The following is a 16,091-nucleotide window of genomic DNA, read 5'->3' as shown; positions in this document are numbered from 1 at the left end:
GTTTAACCTTTTAAATATTTATCAATCAAAATTTGAAGCTCGTTAGCAAGCTTAGAATCTAAATTTTTCATTTTTTCTTCGCATAATGCAATTTTATCATCTTTTGCCTTTTTAGCACCTTCTAAACCCAAAAGTTTTACAAAAGAATTTTTATGCAAATCATTATGAGTTGGCTTTCCTGCTTCTTGGGTATCTAAAGTCGCATCGATAATATCATCTTTGATTTGAAAAACCAATCCTATCAAAAGCCCTATTTCATAAATTTGCTCGCATTCTTTTTCATCTAACTCACAAATTTCACAGCCCATTTTTAAAGCCGCTGCAATTAATCTTGCAGTTTTATGGATATGCAAAAACTCAACTTGTTCTAAATTTAAAGGTATATCTTCAAAACAACAATCAATAGCCTGACCGATAATCATACCATTAAGCCCTGCATTAAAAGCTAAGGTTTCTATGAGTTTTAATCTAACATTTTCTTTTAAATCAAGTTTAGAAAGTAATAAAAAAGCTTGAGTATTTAAAGCATCACCTACTAAAATAGCGGTGGTTTCATCGTATTTTTTATGTAAGGTTTGCTTTCCTCTGCGTAAAGAAGCATTATCCATAGCGGGTAAATCATCATGTATTAAAGAGTAAGTATGGATAAATTCCAAAGCCAAAGCTGCATTTAAAGCCTTTTTAAACAAAGCAGGATTTTTAGCATTAACTATACCCAAAAGAAGTTGGGCTCTAAAATGCTTCCCGCCAGCTTCTAACATCCATTTTAAAGCCTCATTGAAAAATGGATGAAAGCTTTGAGTTTTAGGAAAATTTTGCTCTAAATGTTGTTTGAATTTTTCTAAAATCACTTATTTAGCCTTATAAAAAAGTCAAAATACCCTTTATTAAAATGCTCAAAATCATTATTTTTCGCTGAAGGGATATTGCTTGCTTGTCTTGAAACTAAAACATCAAAAGTATTAGCTTGAGTTAATATGGCTTGAAGTTCATTGAAATTGTTGATTTTTTGATTATTAATTCTTAAAATTTTATCCCCTTTTAAAAATCCAGCCATTTGCGCTTTAGAATTTGGAGTTACCTCTGTAACATTCATTTTTGTATCTACGCGTAATCCTAGATTACTATAAAAAGAAGTCGGTTTAGTTTGAACTACTTTTTTAGGTTTAGCAAATATACCCAAATCTTTATCAAAAACTGTCGTAGAAATATTTACATCTTTATTATCTCTTAACATATTAAAATACAAAGTCGCACCACGATCAGCAAATAAAATTTTCTCATTCAATTTTCTTATATCATCATACACTTGCCCATCTACACTCACAAGCTCATCATTAAGCAAAAATTGTCCGTTTTTGCGTACATTTTTAACATAAATTTTACCATCACGCATATCAAAATCCACACCTATATCACCCCAATAAACATCAGGATATTTTGCAAAGTGTTTTAAATAGCGATTACCTATAAGCTTGCCATCTTCTAAAGTTATACCTAGCATTTTACAGCATGGTGAGTTAAGTTCTCCGATTTTAGAAGTAAAATCAAGCTGATCACGTTCTGTTAAACTTTGTCCAAAATACTTCAAATGTCCTATATAGCTTTTGTTATTGTCTAAAATTCCCACCCAGCTATTACGCGTTAATTCTTCTTCATCTCCCATGGGCGCAGGGATTAAACTAAAATCTGTTTTTACTAAATATAAATTTAAAAAAGGATCATACTTAGTATAACTATTTAATTTTGCATTTTTAGTTTTAACTACTGCTAAGGTGTTTTCATTTAAAGCAAAGGCAGGTAAACCCTCATAAATTAACATACTAGCTTTGTTTTTTTCATAACAACCCAAAAAATCATTAAAAGTCGGTCTTGGCACAGCAAAAAGCACACAAGTTATACCTAAAATACAAAGTAAAATTCTCATAGCATTCCCATTCCGCTAAATAAATTACTAGCCATTGATTTTTTATTTTGTTCTACCATTTTCATCACATCATTCATCGCTGCTATTAGTAAAATTTGCATAGACTCTTTATCTTCTAACAAAGAATCATCAATGCTTATATCGATGATTTCACCTTTTCCATTAGCACTAACTTTTACTAAACCACCGCCACTTTTTGCACTGAATTCTTTTTTTAAAGCTTCTTGCTCTAATTCATTTGCTTTTTCTTGAGCCTTAGTTAAAAGCTCGCCCATTTTAGAAAAATCCATATTTTCAAACATTTATTTTCCTTCTTTTAATATCTCTAATACTACTTCTTTATCATTAAAAGGATATTTTACACCCTTAATCTCTTGATAAGTTTCATCGCCCTTACCCAAAATCACTACAAAATCATTTTTAGTTTTAAACTCTAATGCTTTTTTTATCGCTTCTTTTCTATCACATTCTATAAAAATACTCTCATCTTTTTCTATACCACTTAAAATATCATTAATGATATCCATAGGCTCTTCTGAGCGTGGATTGTCACTTGTGATGATGAGTTTTTTGGCGTAGTGTTTGGCGATTTTAGCCATTAATGGACGCTTAGTTTTATCCCTATCTCCCCCTGCTCCAAAAACCACAATCAAATCACGATATTTTAAAGCATCTAAAACTTTTTCTATACCATCAGGAGTATGAGCAAAATCTACAATAACATCTTTTGCAACTACTTGCATTCTACCCTCAATGCCACCAAAATTACTAATGGCCTTTTCAAGCTCTTTTAAATTTGGCTTAACAAGTTCATTCACACAAGCACTTGCAGCTAAAAGATTATAAAGATTAAAAAGCCCCACTAAAGAAGAGTCAATCATAAAAGTTTCTTTACCAAAATTTACCACAGCTTCAATGCCATTTTTTAAAGCATAAGCTTTAATGTGATAATAACTTGGATTTTCTACTCCATAAGTAAAAGCACCTTTGACATTAAAATTTATAGCTTTTGCGTCTTTATTAATAAATTTCATACACTCATCAGTAAAAAAACTTTCTTTTGCCACTTGGTAGTTTTGAAAGTTTCCATGAAAATCTAAATGGTCTTGAGTGATATTAGTAAAAATTTTAGCCTTAAACTCAAGCCCTTCAATGCGGTTTTGCACCAAAGCATGTGAGCTTACTTCCATAATTAAAAATTCACATTTTTCCTTACTTGCTAAAGATAAAAGCTCTAAAGTTTGCAAAATAGGAGCAGTAGTTAAGCCTTTTGGAGTGATATTTTTATCATTTATAAAACTACCCCTAGTTCCCATCAAGGCACATTTATAACCTAAATCAAGCAAGATAGAGTAAATAGCCCCCGCAGTAGTTGTCTTGCCATTTGTGCCTGTAATGCCTATGATTTTTATATTTTCATCTATATTTAAAAGTTTCTTACACTCAGTTATATTTATAATTTTTGCTTGTTTTTCTAAAGCTTGATGAAGAAATTTTTCATTTTGAGCAGTTTTTAAGAAAAAACAATCTTTTTCGCATTCATTAGAATTATCACAAATGAAAGTATTTTCAATCTTTACTATCATAATTTAATTCCTTGATTTTCTCACTAAGCTTGATAAATCTATAGTTAGAATAAAAATGCACCGAAACATCTTCCATATAAGCTACAAGCATATCTTTATAACCATGCTCTAAAAGTTTTTCTAAAAAATCCACAAAATCTTCTTTATCATTAATGATAAGTTTATTTGATATTATAACATTTTCTAAAGCTTGTTTAAACCCAACTTTTGCTTCACTCAGTAAAAAATCTTGATAACTCAAACCCTCAAAGTCTTCACTATCTTCTTCAAACTGCACACTTTGACTAAGATTAATAAGTTTTTCAATATCTTTATCTACTTTAGTATTTTTATAATTTTGCATAAAAAACTCAAAAAACACAAAGGCTTCTTCAGGACTTTTTAATGCCAAATCACAAATATTAATAAAAGTTAAAAGTCTTTTATTTTTACGCTTTTCATAAGCAAGAGAAAAATACATCTTAGCATTTTTAAAATCTTTTTTATAAAAGCATTCTATGGCTATTTTTTTATAATTTTGCAAATTCGCTTTCCCCACCTGCTAAATTTACTATAGTAATATCTGGGTGTATGTCGATTTTAAGCTGTTTTTCTAAGCCATATTTTAAAGTCGTCCCACTAGCTGGACAACCATGACAAGCTCCTGTTAGCTTCACATAAACCACACCATTTTTAACCCCTAAAAAATCAAGCCCACCACCATCATTTTCTAAAATATGCATAGTTTTAGCTAGACTTGCTTTTACAGGCTCTATTAATTCCTCATCACTAAAAGGCATATTCATAACTTTTCCTTGGATTATTTTTATTTTAATTTTATCTTATTTGCCTTTAAAAAATGTAAATTATTGTTTATTTTAGACTTTTTGATATACAATGATAAAAAATATTTTAGGATTTTTTATGCAAAAACGCACTCAACTAAAAGGTTTTGAAAAACTCAAACTCATTTTTATACTAGGCTTTTTATCTGCTATAGCACCACTTTCAACTGATATGTATTTACCTGCTTTAAATGAAGTAGAAAAAAGTTTTCAAACAAATTCTTTTTACACTCAACTTTCTCTTGCAAGTTTTTTCATAGCCTTTTCTTTAGGTCAGCTTTTTTATGGGCCATTAAGTGATATATATGGCAGAAAAAAACCTTTATATATAGGGCTTTTTCTTTTTATTTCTTCAAGTATTGCTTGTGTTTTAGTTGATTCCATTCATGCTTTTATAGCTTTGCGTTTTTTTGAAGCTTTAGGAGGTTGTGTGGGTGTAGTTGTAGCAAGAGCTATAGTAAATGATGTTTTTGAACTTAAAGAAGCAGCAGGGGTTTATGCTTTGATGATGGTTTTTACTTCTTTAGCTCCTATGCTTTCCCCTACTTTTGGTGGGATTTTGCTTGAGTTTTTTTCTTGGCGTAGTATATTTTTGACATTGTTTATCTTAGGTTTTATTTTATTTTTACTTGTTATTTTCTCCTTAAAAGAAAGCAACCTCAACACCCAAGGTAAAAAATTTAATCACAAAGAAGTTGCAAAAAGTTACAAAAAAATCTTAAAAGATCGTCGTTTTGTGGTGTATTTGCTTTGTGGAAATTTAATCTTTGCAGGTTTTTTTGCTTATTTAACCGGCTCATCTTTTGTTTTTACGCGTGTTTTTGAACTCAGCCCTCAACAATACGCAGCCCTTTTTGGAGCTCATGCTTTAAGTTTTGTTGTATGTGCTAATATAAACGCAAGAATAGTTCTTAAACTCTCGCCTTATTATGTTTTACCAAGAGCGCTTATGATGATTACTTTTTTAACCTTTTTACTCATTTTAGGGGCAACTTTTGATCTAGGTTTTTGGGCTTTTGAAATTCCTTTGTGTTTAATCATAGCAAGTTTGGGTTTTATCCTGCCAAATACCACCACTTTAGCTATGGCAAGATCAAAACAAAATGCAGGCAGTGCTTCAGCACTCTTAGGGGCAGCGCAATTTGCTATGGCGGGAGTAATGGCATTTTTAGTAAGTCTTTTAAATGCTAATACACCTATATTTTTATCGCTTATTTTAGGAACTTGTACATTTTTATCTTTGGTTTCTTATCTGAGTTTGATTAATAAAAGAAAGTTAAATAAAATCAAAAAGAAGTTAAGCGTGATTTCTCACGCTTAATTAAGCAATATTTTTGAAAAGATTCACTGACTATATCGAACCTTTTTCAAAAAACTTTATATCAATAAACAATATTTATATTTTTCTTGATAATTTTAGTGTTTTTGATCATGATAGCAAAACAAAATATTTTAAATTTGCAATGATTAAAACTATTAATAGATGATTAGCTTTATAAATTTTTATTTTAACTTGTCGATATGCAAATCATGCTACTCACTCCTTAAGGCAAGAAAGAAGTGAGTTAGCAATAGATTGAAGGCTTCAAGGCTATCAAGTATTACAAGGCTACCTCGATAACCTTGTAAAGCTTGATCCCAAGGTTTTTAAAACCTTGGGTTAAGATTATTGTTTTAATTGAAGCAAAGTATTTAAAAGCTGATCACTTGTAGTAATCGTTTTTGAGTTTGCTTGATAACCCCTTTGGATTACAATAAGCTCAGTTAACGCACGACTTAAATCCACATTTGACATTTCTATGGCTGAGCCTTTTAAGCCCCCTCTACCACCTTCGCCAGCATGACCTATAGTAGGACTACCTGAGTTAGCAGTTGCTTTGAAAAGGTTATTACCCATTTCTTCAAGACCCATGTTGTTTGGGAAAGTAGCTAGAGCAACCTTAGCTAGAGCTAGAGTTTTACCATTTGTAAATTCTCCATAGATATAACCATTCTCATCGGTTCTTAATGCATCTGGTTTTAAGTTACCCCCTGTGTAACCATCAGTTTCTTGTTTAGTGGTAGCTGAGTCTTTATCATAGCTTGTTAAACCATCAAAACCACCTGTTGTACCAAAGTCAAGTTTTATAACTTGATCAGGTTTTGAGCCGTTATTTCCGGTGAAATTTAACACATTTGGTGTATAGCTTTGTAAAGAGCCATCATTACCAAATCTTAAATTTCCTACTACTATATTTCCTGGAGCACCATCACCACTGAAATTAATCTCTGCAGGCTCAGGCACTGAGATGATGATAGACCATTCAGCCCCACCATCTGCTGTTTTACTTTGCTTAGTAAATTGCACAGTTAGCTCATGTCTAGTTCCTAATGAATCAAAGATTTCTATACTCGCAGTATGCGCTGATAAATACATGTCTTGAGAATATTTTTCATTATTACCTGCATTGAAATTTCCATCTAAGGCACTAAACATCGCTGTGAATTTATCATTTGTGGCGATTTTATTAGCTTCATTAGAGTAACCAGTAACTTTAAAGGTCATATCTTTTGCATTCTCTTGAGCTGGATTAGTAATTTTAAATCTACCATCACTTTCCACTACTACTTTTACACCAACATTAGCATCATCTGTTGTTCTTCCACCACTTCCATCATAGTCTACAGCCCATCTTGCATCTCTTTGTAAAAGCTCTCTTAAGTCTTCTGTAGTATGAAAAGTTCTTCTTCCAGCCATATCAGGCCATGTGTCATCATCATTAGGATCCGGATTAGCTCCTATATCTACATTGTTTGAACTATAAATATACTCATGAGCAGTTATTACACTTATTGGCTGTTGAGCTCCACCTATAATATTGTTTCCCGCTGCTGGAGCATTTATATTTCCAACATCTCCTCCAGAGTTTATAACCTCTCCCGCCGTATTTGTGTTACCAACAGTAATATTAATATTTTTTGTTTTAGAGGTAGTTCCTGTGCTATTGTCATTTGTAAATGTCAATCTTCCATCTACTATAGAAGCTACTACACCTGTTTCTGATGTTTTAGCATTTATAGCATTAATAAAAGTATCTCTTCCTACGCCTGTAGCTTGGATTCTAGTTCCATTAATGGTTATGTCTAAAGTAGCAGGTACTTGAGTGCCATCAGCCTTAGTATAACCCCAAAAAGTATAATCGGTATTTTGCTGAATATCTGCTTGGGTTGTAGGTAAGTCTGGATTAGTAAATGCTGTACTTTGCCACTTAGCGTCCGCGTAACTTACCCATATACCTTGTCCATCTCTTAGGTTTAAACCCTCACCCTGAGCATTAAATACCACGCCCATATCAACACCTTTTTCAGTTACTTGTGCTCCGCTTTTTGAAGTAGTATAAAACTCAGTATGACCAGTATCATTTTCATCTACAGCCGTTCCAGTATCATCTCTTCTACCATGAGTAGAATCAAGAGCATAAATAGGTCTTTTTGCAGAAGCATTCATACCCAAAGTATTGCCACTATCTAAATTTGCTGTAAGTTTTACAGAAGAACTTGGTCTAGCAGGCATACTCATACCAGGTGGGATTACGATATCACCTACTGAAGTTGAAGAATCAATTTGACCTGTTTCTTGATTATAATTCCAACCTTGAACAGTATAGCCGTTATTATCTACGAAATTTCCTACTGCGTCTGTTTTAAAATCCCCTGCACGGGTATAATACTGAGTAGTACCACCATCATTTGATACGATGAAAAATCCATCTCCATTAATAGCCATATCGGTGTTTTTATCTGTGGTTTGGATGTTACCTTGAGAGTGAATTCTAGTTGTAGAATTTACACCCGCACCAAGTCCAACTTGCATAGGGTTTTTACCACCTAAATTGCCATCTGGAGCTGTAGCTATCTTAGAAGTTTGGCTCATAAGCGTTGAGAAATCCGCACGAGAATACTTAAAACCAAATGTATTAACATTTGCTATGTTGTTACCTTCTACATCCATTGCGTATTGGTGTGCTTGGAGTCCTGAAACCCCAGCCCAAAGAGATCTCATCATAATTAAATCCTTTAAAAAATATTGCTTTGTGAATATCTCACAATCTTCTATTGCTTAGCAGGTATAAAGCAATAAGTGTTCCAAAAATGTAAATAAAATGTTATACAATTGAATACATATATTGCAAAAGTAATTTAGTAAAATAATGGAAAAAAAGCTTTTAGTCAAAAATTAATGTCTACAATTTTCATAACAAATTGTTATAAAAATGCATACTATGTCTTTAAAGTGTAAAGTTTTTTTTAAAATTACTCGATATAGTCAGTGAATCTTTTCAAAAATATTGCTTAATTAAGCGTGAGAAATCACGCTTAACTTTTATTTCTTTCTTTTAATTTAGCAATCACATCATTTAAACTCAAATCCGCATCAGCTAATAACACTTCTAAATGATAAAGTAAATCAGCTGCTTCATTTATAAACTCATCTTTGTCTTTAACAGTAGCAGCTAAAGCCGTTTCAACGCCTTCTTCTCCTACTTTTTGCGCTATGCGTTTAGTGCCTTTTGAAAAAAGCTCAGCTGTGTAAGAAGAACTTGCGCAAGTGTTTTTACGTGAATTAATCAGCTTTTCAAGACGCGATAAAAAAACAAAATCAGCTTTTTTGGAAGTTTGTTCAAAACAAGATATATCGCCAGTATGACAAGTAGATCCACAAGGTTGAGTTAAGATTAAAATACAATCTTTATCGCAATCAAGCCCCATATCTATGATATGTAAAAAATTCCCACTTTGCTCACCTTTCATCCACAAACGCTCTTTAGTGCGTGAGTAAAACACAACCTTTTGGTGTTTAAAGCTTTCTCTTAATGCCTCTTCATTCATAAAACCTTGCATTAAAACTTCGCAAGTTTGATAATCTTGAATGATCACAGGAACAAGGTTATTAACCTTTTGCCAGTTAATGCTTTTTATGAATTCTTCTTCATTTATCTTCATAGCTTTTCCTTTTAAATACGAATTTGTATGCCTTGATCTTTTAAAAATAGTTTTAATTCTTTAATATCTATAAGTTTTTTATGAAACACAGAAGCTGCCAAAGCTCCATCAACACCAAGTTTAAAAGCGTCTAAAAAATGCTCTTTAGCTCCTGCACCACCACTTGCTACTAAAGGCACAGGGCAAATTTGTCTAACTTTAGCAAGTTGATCTAGATCATAACCCTTTCTCATGCCATCTTGATTCATCATATTTAGCACGATTTCACCCGCTCCTAGCTCACATACTTGCTTAACCCACTCTAGTGTTTTTTTACCACTATGATGAGATTTACTCTCATCTCCTGTGTATTTATAGACTAAAAGCTCGTTGTTTTCATCTTTAAAAGTATCTATGCCTACGACTACACATTGTACTCCAAAGCTTTTTGCAAGGCGTGAGATTAAATCAGGGTCATTTAAAGCAGGGGAATTAATAGAAATTTTATCAGCACCATTTGCTAAAAGCTCTTTTGCGTCATCTTCGCTTTTTATACCTCCTGCAACGCAAAATGGTATAGAGATATTTTGCGCTACTTTACTTACCCAAGTTCTATCAATGCGCTCATTTTTAGCTGAAGCGGTTATATCATAAAATACTAGCTCATCAATGCCATTTTGTGAGTAAAATTTAGCAAGCTCGATGATATCGCCCATATCTTCATGGTTTTTAAACTGTACCCCTTTAACTACTCTACCATCTTTTACATCTAAACATGCGATTATGCGTTTTGCAAGCATTTATTTCTCCAAAATACACTTTTCTTTAAGATATTTTTGCATTTGATCATCATTCTTAACCTCATCAAATTTTGCATGAATTTTTACCTCTACCCCAACTTTTATTTGTTTATTAATATCATCAATAAAATCTTTGAAATTTTCATTTTTTTCTACAAGCATATCTATGGTTTGTATATCTAGTTCTTTTTCTTTTGCATTAAGAAGAATTTTTGAATTTAAAATATCTTCACTATCAAGCTTTATCACACCTATACCAAAACTTTGATTAAGCCTTCTAAGTTCACTTAAAACCTCGCTATCGATTTCTTTTAATACTACCAAGTAACCCTCATTTGCCCAACTAGAATTACTAACAGCTTGAAAATAATATTCTTTTAAATTTGAAAAATTAATACCTATTTTAAGTTCAAAAGAAAATATTTTATAGCTGTTTTGTTTAAGACCTTCCAAAAGTCCTAATGTTTCTTTTTGATAATCATCATAGGGAAAATATACCCCCACTACATCAGGATAATTCCATTTATCTTTACCGCTTTCGCTTTTTTTGCTTTTTTCATGGTAGATTGTTTTGCAATTTAATCTAAAATCAGAATTTTCATATAAGTATTTTACAAGCAAAGGATGCAAATCCCTTTCATAAAATTTGTTTTTTTCTTGTTTTTCTAAGTCTTTTTCAGTTTGATTTGAAAAATCAATATTCAAAAGCTCATTTTGTCTTTCTCTTAACCAAAATGTAGTAGGTTTTTTTGTTATTTTAATAAATAGAGAATTTTCTTGAAATTCTTTTATATCCACATAAATTCTAGCACCCAATGTAGCTATAGGTGTTTGTCCTACACTAGGAAGCTTTTTATCTAAGCCTTTATCACAAGCTTCTTTCCAAATTTCATTTACTCCTAAAGGTTTTTTAGCATGTTTTAAAACTTCTAAAATCAAATCCTTATAAGTTAGTTTATTAGACATCTTATTGCCTCCTTTATACTAAATTCTTTATCAAGCAAGGCTTTGCCTACGATGATACCACTTACTATGCCATTTAGCTTTTTAAAATCTTCTAAACTTGCCACACCTCCGCTTGCTTGGGTTTGTAAATGCGGGAATTTCTCATGCAAAGTTTTATATAAAGTGATATTTGCTCCACTCATCGTGCCATCTTTGGAAATATCTGTGCATAAAATGTGCTTTACATTTTTATAAAAATTTAAAAGCTCAAATAATTTTTCATCGCTTGTTTTACTCCATGCATCAACAGCCACAAAAAACTCATCTTTAACGCAAACACTATCAAGTGCTAAGACTATATTTTCTACACCAAATTCATTTAAAAGCTCTTGTGTAAAGGCTTTGTTTTTAACCGCCAAAGAGCCTATAACTACGCGTTTAACACCACTATCAAGCAAAGCTTTAACCTCATCTTTAGTGCGAATTCCTCCACCTACTTGAAGATTTACTTTGATTTTAGAAGCTAGGTTTTCTATAAGTTTTAGTTGTCTTTTACTAGGATCTTTTGCACCGCTTAAATCCACCAAGTGAAGCCAAGCAATGCCTTGAGCCTCATACTCTTGAAATTTAGCTAAAGGATCAAAGCTGTACTCTTGCTTTTTAGTATAATCTCCTTTATAAAGCCTTACCACTTTGCCATCTATTAAGTCCAATGCTGGAATGATTTGAGTTTGCATTTTTACCTACATATTTATGAAATTTTTTAATAACACTTCACCCGCTTCGCCACTTCTTTCAGGGTGAAACTGCACACCATAAAAATTGTCTTTGTTTAAACTTGCACTAAATTTAGTAGAGTACTCACACTCTGCGATGGTGTATTCATTTAAACTCACACAATAACTATGTACAAAATAAAAATAAGCCCCATCTAAGCCTTTAAAAAGCTCATGCGAACTAAAGACTTGATTCCACCCCATATGCGGGAAAGTAAAATTTGCTTTTTCTTGGAATTTTTGTGTATCAAAAGGCATAATACCAAGTGTTTTTTGGTGTAATTCCTCTGAAAATTTACCCAAAATTTGCATACCAAGACAAATACCTAAAAGTGGTTTTGCGGTAGTTTGGATAAAATTTTCTAAATTAAGTGCTTTTAGATTAGCCATTGCTTTAGCTGCGGTGCCAACCCCAGGAAGCAAAAGCTTATCTGCTTGCGAGAGTTCTTTTAAATCATGTGTGATAATACTTTTTTGTCCTAAACGCTCGAGCGCAAAAGCAAGAGAAGCTAAATTCGCACAACCTGTATCTATAATAGCTAGTTTCATATCACTCCTTTAGAGCTTGCTAGGTTTTCATTTTCTATTTTTATAGCCATTTTTAAAGCTCTTGCAAAGGCTTTAAAAAGTCCTTCGGCTTTGTGATGATCGTTTTTGCCTTTAACTTTTAAATGCAAACTCGCACCCATAGCATAGCTTAGTGAGTAGAAAAAATGCTCTATCATTTCTGTGCTTAATTCTCCAAGTTTTTCTTTTTTAAACTTAGCCTTATAAACTAAATGCGGTCTATTACAAAAGTCAATCGCACAACTTGCCAAGCACTCGTCCATAGGCAAAACAAAACCATATCTTGCAATGCCTATTTTTTGATCAAGTGCGCTTTTGATAGCCTCACCCAAAGCAAGTGCGACATCTTCTACGCTGTGATGTTCATCAACTTCTAAATCTCCTTTGCATTTTACCTCTAAAGATATATTTGCATGCGTAGCAATTTGCTCTAACATATGATCAAAAAATGCGATATTTGTTTTGATATTAGCTTTTGCTTTTTCATTAAAAGCTATTTTAACTTGAATTTGAGTTTCTTTGGTATTACGCTCTATGCAGGCACTGCGGTAATTTTGCAAGATAAAATCAGCGATTTGTTCCCAGTTAAAGTCGTTTTTGTCATATTTTAAACCTTGAATTTCAAGATTTTGTGCCAAAAGCATATCGCTGTCTCTATCGCCTATAACAAAGCTTTTATTTTTATCATAAAGTTTATTTTTAATATAGTTTTCAAGCATGGCAGTTTTTGGCTTCCTGCAGGTGCAATTTTCATGCTCAAAATGCGGGCATATAAAAATATCTTCAAATTCTATGCCACAACTTTGAAAAACACTTAGCATTTTTTCATGAGCCTTGTCAAAATTTTCCTTAGGAAAAGAATTTGTGCCTAAACCATCTTGATTACTCACCATAACAAATTTAAAACCAAAATTTTTTAACTTTAAAAGTGCATTGATAGCACCTTTTTCAAACTCAAGCTTTTCTAAAGAATCGATTTGAAAATCATCTTTTGGCTCATCAATAAGCGTGCCATCTCTATCGATAAATAAAATTTTTGCACTCATTTTAGACTTTCTAATCTTAAACTCACGGCGTTTTTATGCCCATCAAGCCCTTCAGCTGCTGCTAAAATTTCCACCACAGGCCCAAGTTTTTTAAAGCCTTCTTTGCTAAGTTCTTGTACAGTCATTCTTTTCATAAAATCAGCAAGCCCTAATGAAGAATAAGACTTAGTAAAACCATAAGTTGGTAATACATGATTTGTACCACTTGCATAATCTCCCATGGATTCTGGAGAATACTCACCTAAAAATATTGAACCTGCATGCATAATATCATCAAGTAAGCTAGATGGATTTTGTGTATGAATGATCAAATGCTCGGGTGCATAGTCATTTGAAATACTTATGGCATGTTTTATATCTTTTGCAAGAATGATTTTAGAGTGTGCTAAAGATTTTGAAGCAATTTCTTTACGCGAGAGTTTTTCAAGCTGTAAAGCAACTTCACTATCTACTTCTTTAGCTAGTTTTTCACTTGTACAAACTAAAATCGCTTGAGAATCTGCTCCATGCTCAGCTTGTGAGAGTAAATCTGAAGCTATAAATTTAGCATTAGCAAACTCATCTGCTAAAACTAACACTTCAGAAGGCCCTGCTTGCATATCAATAGCTACTCCATGATTATTAACTTGCTTTTTGGCTTCAGTTACAAAGGCATTTCCTGGGCCAAAAATTTTATCTACTTTTTGCACACTTTGCGTTCCATAAGCAAGCGCCGCTATGGCTCCTGCTCCACCTATTTGATACACTGCATCAACTTCGCAAAGTTTTGCTACAAAAGCAATGGCAGGGTGTAGTGGTGCTGGGGAAGCTAAGGCTATGAATTTACATTTTGCAATTTTAGCAGGGATAGCTAGCATGAGTGCAGTTGAAAAAAGTGGTGCTAAGCCTCCTGGTATATAAAGCCCTACTTTTTCAATGGCTCTTGTTAGCACCTTGCAAGTTACTCCTTCAAAGGTTTGAACCTCTATGGTTTGACTTTCTTGAGCTTTGTGGAATTTATAGATATTTTCATAAGCTATTTTGATAGCTTGTTTTAACTCATCATCAATTTGCTCTGCTAAATTACTAAGCTCTTCATCACTTAGTTTGATGGAATTTAACTCTACTTTATCAAATTTTATAGCCATTTGTTTTAAAGCTTCATCGCCATTTGTTTTGACATCTTCAATGATTTGTTCTACTATGGTTTTAACCTGTGCATTAGCGCTTATAGCAGGACGCTTGAGTGCTAATTCTTGTTCGCTTTGGTTTAATTTTTCAAAATCAAGTATTTGCATTTTTATCCTTTAAGAGAGCATTTTTTCAATAGGTAAAACTAAAATCGCACTTGCGCCTTCTTTTTTCAAAGCTTCCATAGTTTCCCAAAATAAATTTTCTTGACTTACCATGTGTAGCGCCACTCTAGCTTTATCATTTTCTAAAGGTAAAATCGTAGGTTTTTCAACACCTGGTAATAAAGCTGTAATTTTTTCTAGCTTTTCAATAGGAGCATGCAACATGATGTATTTTGACTCTCTTGCTTGCATAACTCCATGAATTCTAATGAGTAATTTATCGATTAATTCTTGTTTGTGTGGAGCTAAACTTTCTTTTCTTTGGATAATACAAGCTTTTGACTTATAAATTACCATAACTTCTTTAAGCCCATTTGCTTTCAAAGTAGCACCACTTGAAACTAAATCACAAATTCCATCAGCTAAATTTGCACTTGGCGCTACTTCAACTGAGCCTGTTAGCATACAAGTTTTATAAGGAATGTTATTTTCTTCCATAAAACGCTTTAAAAGCTGTGGATAAGAAGTTGCTATGCGTAAATTTTTAAAACTTTCTATACCTTTATACTCACTATTTTCTGGCAATGCCAAAGACAAACGACACCCTCCAAAATCAAGTTTTTTAAGCATTATAAAATCTGCATTTTCGTTTTTTGATTTTCTTTCTAACTCATTTTCTTCTAAAACATTTTCTCCAACTATGCCAAGATCCACTACTCCATCAAAAATTAATCCTGGTATATCATCATCTCTTACTCTAAGTAAATCAATAGGTAGATTTGTAGAAAAAGCAATCAAGCTTTGATCGTGTATGCGAAGTTTTACGCCTATAGACTCAAGTAAGGCGATAGAATCTTTACTTAAACGACCTGATTTTTGTATAGCTATGCGTAATCTTGAATTTTCTTGCATTTTTTTCCTTTTTTGTAGTTAAAAGATTAATAGTAGCAAAAAATGGATAAAAATACAAAAAATAGTAAGTAAATAAATAAAAATAAGAAGTTTTTAGCCTTTAAAAAGGCTAAAAATTAAGCTACGAATTCGATAAAAGCCATTTCTGCAGCATCGCCACGGCGAATTCTTGTTTTAATAATTCTTGTATAACCACCGTTTCTATCTGCGAATTTAGGTGCAATTTCTGTTACAAGTTTATTTGTAGCTTCTTTATCTTGCAAGCTAGCAAAAACTGCTCTGTGAGCATTGAAATCACCTTTTCTTGCACGAGTGATCAATCTTTCAACATAACCTCTTAATTCTTTTGCTTTAGGTAATGTTGTTTCTATTTTACCTGCTTTAATAATAGCAATGGTAAGGTTTTTTAATAAGGCTGCACGATGAGTAGAAGTGCGACCTAACTTTCTATATCCATGTCTATGTCTCATTG

17 protein-coding genes are annotated in these 16,091 nt (G+C 32.6%); 1 reads left to right on the top strand and 16 read right to left on the bottom strand.

The genetic code is table 11. The features are described from left to right. Positions 1-2: 2 nt before the first annotated feature. The 6 genes from CD56_RS00575 to CD56_RS00550 are packed head-to-tail and all read right to left on the bottom strand — an operon-like array spanning position 3 to position 4,292. Positions 3-848 carry a polyprenyl synthetase family protein gene (locus CD56_RS00575; RefSeq protein WP_047208738.1) on the bottom strand — a complete coding sequence of 282 codons (846 nt, stop codon included), beginning with the start codon at positions 846-848 and terminating at the stop codon, positions 3-5. Then, the gene (locus CD56_RS00570) at positions 848-1,927 is read right to left on the bottom strand and encodes a DUF7488 domain-containing protein (RefSeq protein WP_047207873.1); all 1,080 of its coding nucleotides are present in this window, start codon (positions 1,925-1,927) and stop codon (positions 848-850) included. The genes CD56_RS00575 and CD56_RS00570 overlap by 1 nt, the downstream gene beginning before the upstream one ends. Next, positions 1,924-2,229 carry a YbaB/EbfC family nucleoid-associated protein gene (locus CD56_RS00565; protein ID WP_039640540.1) on the bottom strand — a complete coding sequence of 102 codons (306 nt, stop codon included), beginning with the start codon at positions 2,227-2,229 and terminating at the stop codon, positions 1,924-1,926. Before CD56_RS00565 ends, CD56_RS00570 begins: the two co-directional genes overlap by 4 nt. Next, positions 2,230-3,513, bottom strand: coding sequence for a UDP-N-acetylmuramoyl-L-alanyl-D-glutamate--2,6-diaminopimelate ligase (locus tag CD56_RS00560; protein ID WP_047207872.1), 1,284 nt, complete (start codon positions 3,511-3,513; stop codon positions 2,230-2,232). Then, positions 3,497-4,036 (bottom strand): hypothetical protein, encoded by a 540-nt coding sequence (locus CD56_RS00555; protein ID WP_039617205.1) that lies wholly within the window; start codon positions 4,034-4,036, stop codon positions 3,497-3,499. Before CD56_RS00555 ends, CD56_RS00560 begins: the two co-directional genes overlap by 17 nt. Beyond that, positions 4,023-4,292 carry an iron-sulfur cluster biogenesis protein NfuA gene (locus CD56_RS00550; RefSeq protein WP_039619526.1) on the bottom strand — a complete coding sequence of 90 codons (270 nt, stop codon included), beginning with the start codon at positions 4,290-4,292 and terminating at the stop codon, positions 4,023-4,025. The genes CD56_RS00555 and CD56_RS00550 overlap by 14 nt, the downstream gene beginning before the upstream one ends. A gap of 124 nt (positions 4,293-4,416) precedes the next feature. On the opposite strand from CD56_RS00550, the gene CD56_RS00545 reads away from it, so the two are divergent. Beyond that, on the top strand, positions 4,417-5,658 hold the full coding sequence (locus CD56_RS00545) for a multidrug effflux MFS transporter (protein WP_047207871.1): 1,242 nt from the start codon (positions 4,417-4,419) through the stop codon (positions 5,656-5,658). 345 nt (positions 5,659-6,003) lie between these two features. Here CD56_RS00545 and flgE read toward each other — a convergent pair whose 3' ends face one another. The 10 genes from flgE to rplQ form a co-directional block, all read right to left on the bottom strand. Next, on the bottom strand, positions 6,004-8,382 hold the full coding sequence (gene flgE / locus CD56_RS00540; RefSeq protein WP_047207870.1) for a flagellar hook protein FlgE: 2,379 nt from the start codon (positions 8,380-8,382) through the stop codon (positions 6,004-6,006). A 311-nt stretch (positions 8,383-8,693) separates the two neighbouring features. Next, positions 8,694-9,320 carry a bifunctional phosphoribosyl-AMP cyclohydrolase/phosphoribosyl-ATP diphosphatase HisIE gene (gene hisIE / locus CD56_RS00535; protein WP_047207869.1) on the bottom strand — a complete coding sequence of 209 codons (627 nt, stop codon included), beginning with the start codon at positions 9,318-9,320 and terminating at the stop codon, positions 8,694-8,696. Between the two features lie 11 nt (positions 9,321-9,331). Then, complete coding sequence (gene hisF, locus CD56_RS00530; RefSeq protein ID WP_039625107.1) at positions 9,332-10,099, bottom strand: imidazole glycerol phosphate synthase subunit HisF; 768 nt, start codon at positions 10,097-10,099, stop codon at positions 9,332-9,334. Continuing rightward, a complete protein-coding gene (locus CD56_RS00525; protein WP_047207868.1) occupies positions 10,100-11,065 on the bottom strand; it encodes an HTH domain-containing protein in 966 nt (321 codons plus the stop codon). Then, positions 11,050-11,781, bottom strand: a complete 732-nt coding sequence (hisA, locus tag CD56_RS00520) for a 1-(5-phosphoribosyl)-5-[(5-phosphoribosylamino)methylideneamino]imidazole-4-carboxamide isomerase (protein WP_047207867.1) — start codon at positions 11,779-11,781, stop codon at positions 11,050-11,052. The genes CD56_RS00525 and hisA overlap by 16 nt, the downstream gene beginning before the upstream one ends. 6 nt (positions 11,782-11,787) lie before the next feature. Continuing rightward, positions 11,788-12,369, bottom strand: coding sequence for an imidazole glycerol phosphate synthase subunit HisH (gene hisH / locus CD56_RS00515; protein ID WP_039617194.1), 582 nt, complete (start codon positions 12,367-12,369; stop codon positions 11,788-11,790). Continuing rightward, positions 12,366-13,433: a bifunctional histidinol-phosphatase/imidazoleglycerol-phosphate dehydratase HisB gene (gene hisB, locus CD56_RS00510; RefSeq protein ID WP_047207866.1), complete on the bottom strand. Its 1,068-nt coding sequence runs from the start codon at positions 13,431-13,433 to the stop codon at positions 12,366-12,368. The genes hisH and hisB overlap by 4 nt, the downstream gene beginning before the upstream one ends. Then, entirely contained in the window at positions 13,430-14,710 is a 1,281-nt protein-coding gene (gene hisD, locus CD56_RS00505; protein WP_047207865.1) for a histidinol dehydrogenase, read from the bottom strand. The genes hisB and hisD overlap by 4 nt, the downstream gene beginning before the upstream one ends. A 9-nt stretch (positions 14,711-14,719) precedes the next feature. Beyond that, positions 14,720-15,619: an ATP phosphoribosyltransferase gene (hisG, locus tag CD56_RS00500; protein WP_039617188.1), complete on the bottom strand. Its 900-nt coding sequence runs from the start codon at positions 15,617-15,619 to the stop codon at positions 14,720-14,722. A 116-nt stretch (positions 15,620-15,735) separates the two neighbouring features. After that, a complete protein-coding gene (gene rplQ / locus CD56_RS00495) occupies positions 15,736-16,089 on the bottom strand; it encodes a 50S ribosomal protein L17 (RefSeq protein WP_012660847.1) in 354 nt (117 codons plus the stop codon). Positions 16,090-16,091 lie beyond the last annotated feature (2 nt).

Origin of the sequence: Campylobacter lari (genome assembly GCF_001017575.1) — a bacterium.
Classification (GTDB): Bacteria; Campylobacterota; Campylobacteria; order Campylobacterales; family Campylobacteraceae; genus Campylobacter_D; species Campylobacter_D lari_C.
The sequence above is the reverse complement of the archived record's forward strand: the minus strand, read 5'-3'. Positions and strand labels throughout refer to the sequence as shown.

Bases quoted from the DNA above. Each gene is read 5' to 3' on its own strand.
- CD56_RS00570 (WP_047207873.1), bottom strand. From the start codon at position 1,927: ATGAGAATTTTACTTTGTATTTTAGGTATAACTTGTGTGCTTTTTGCT.
- CD56_RS00565 (WP_039640540.1), bottom strand. From the start codon at position 2,229: ATGTTTGAAAATATGGATTTTTCTAAAATGGGCGAGCTTTTAACTAAG.
- CD56_RS00560 (WP_047207872.1), bottom strand. From the start codon at position 3,513: ATGATAGTAAAGATTGAAAATACTTTCATTTGTGATAATTCTAATGAA.
- CD56_RS00550 (WP_039619526.1), bottom strand. From the start codon at position 4,292: ATGCCTTTTAGTGATGAGGAATTAATAGAGCCTGTAAAAGCAAGTCTA.
- CD56_RS00545 (WP_047207871.1), top strand. From the start codon at position 4,417: ATGCAAAAACGCACTCAACTAAAAGGTTTTGAAAAACTCAAACTCATT.
- flgE (WP_047207870.1), bottom strand. From the start codon at position 8,382: ATGATGAGATCTCTTTGGGCTGGGGTTTCAGGACTCCAAGCACACCAA.
- hisIE (WP_047207869.1), bottom strand. From the start codon at position 9,320: ATGAAGATAAATGAAGAAGAATTCATAAAAAGCATTAACTGGCAAAAG.
- hisF (WP_039625107.1), bottom strand. From the start codon at position 10,099: ATGCTTGCAAAACGCATAATCGCATGTTTAGATGTAAAAGATGGTAGA.
- CD56_RS00525 (WP_047207868.1), bottom strand. From the start codon at position 11,065: ATGTCTAATAAACTAACTTATAAGGATTTGATTTTAGAAGTTTTAAAA.
- hisA (WP_047207867.1), bottom strand. From the start codon at position 11,781: ATGCAAACTCAAATCATTCCAGCATTGGACTTAATAGATGGCAAAGTG.
- hisH (WP_039617194.1), bottom strand. From the start codon at position 12,369: ATGAAACTAGCTATTATAGATACAGGTTGTGCGAATTTAGCTTCTCTT.
- hisB (WP_047207866.1), bottom strand. From the start codon at position 13,433: ATGAGTGCAAAAATTTTATTTATCGATAGAGATGGCACGCTTATTGAT.
- hisD (WP_047207865.1), bottom strand. From the start codon at position 14,710: ATGCAAATACTTGATTTTGAAAAATTAAACCAAAGCGAACAAGAATTA.
- hisG (WP_039617188.1), bottom strand. From the start codon at position 15,619: ATGCAAGAAAATTCAAGATTACGCATAGCTATACAAAAATCAGGTCGT.
- rplQ (WP_012660847.1), bottom strand. From the start codon at position 16,089: ATGAGACATAGACATGGATATAGAAAGTTAGGTCGCACTTCTACTCAT.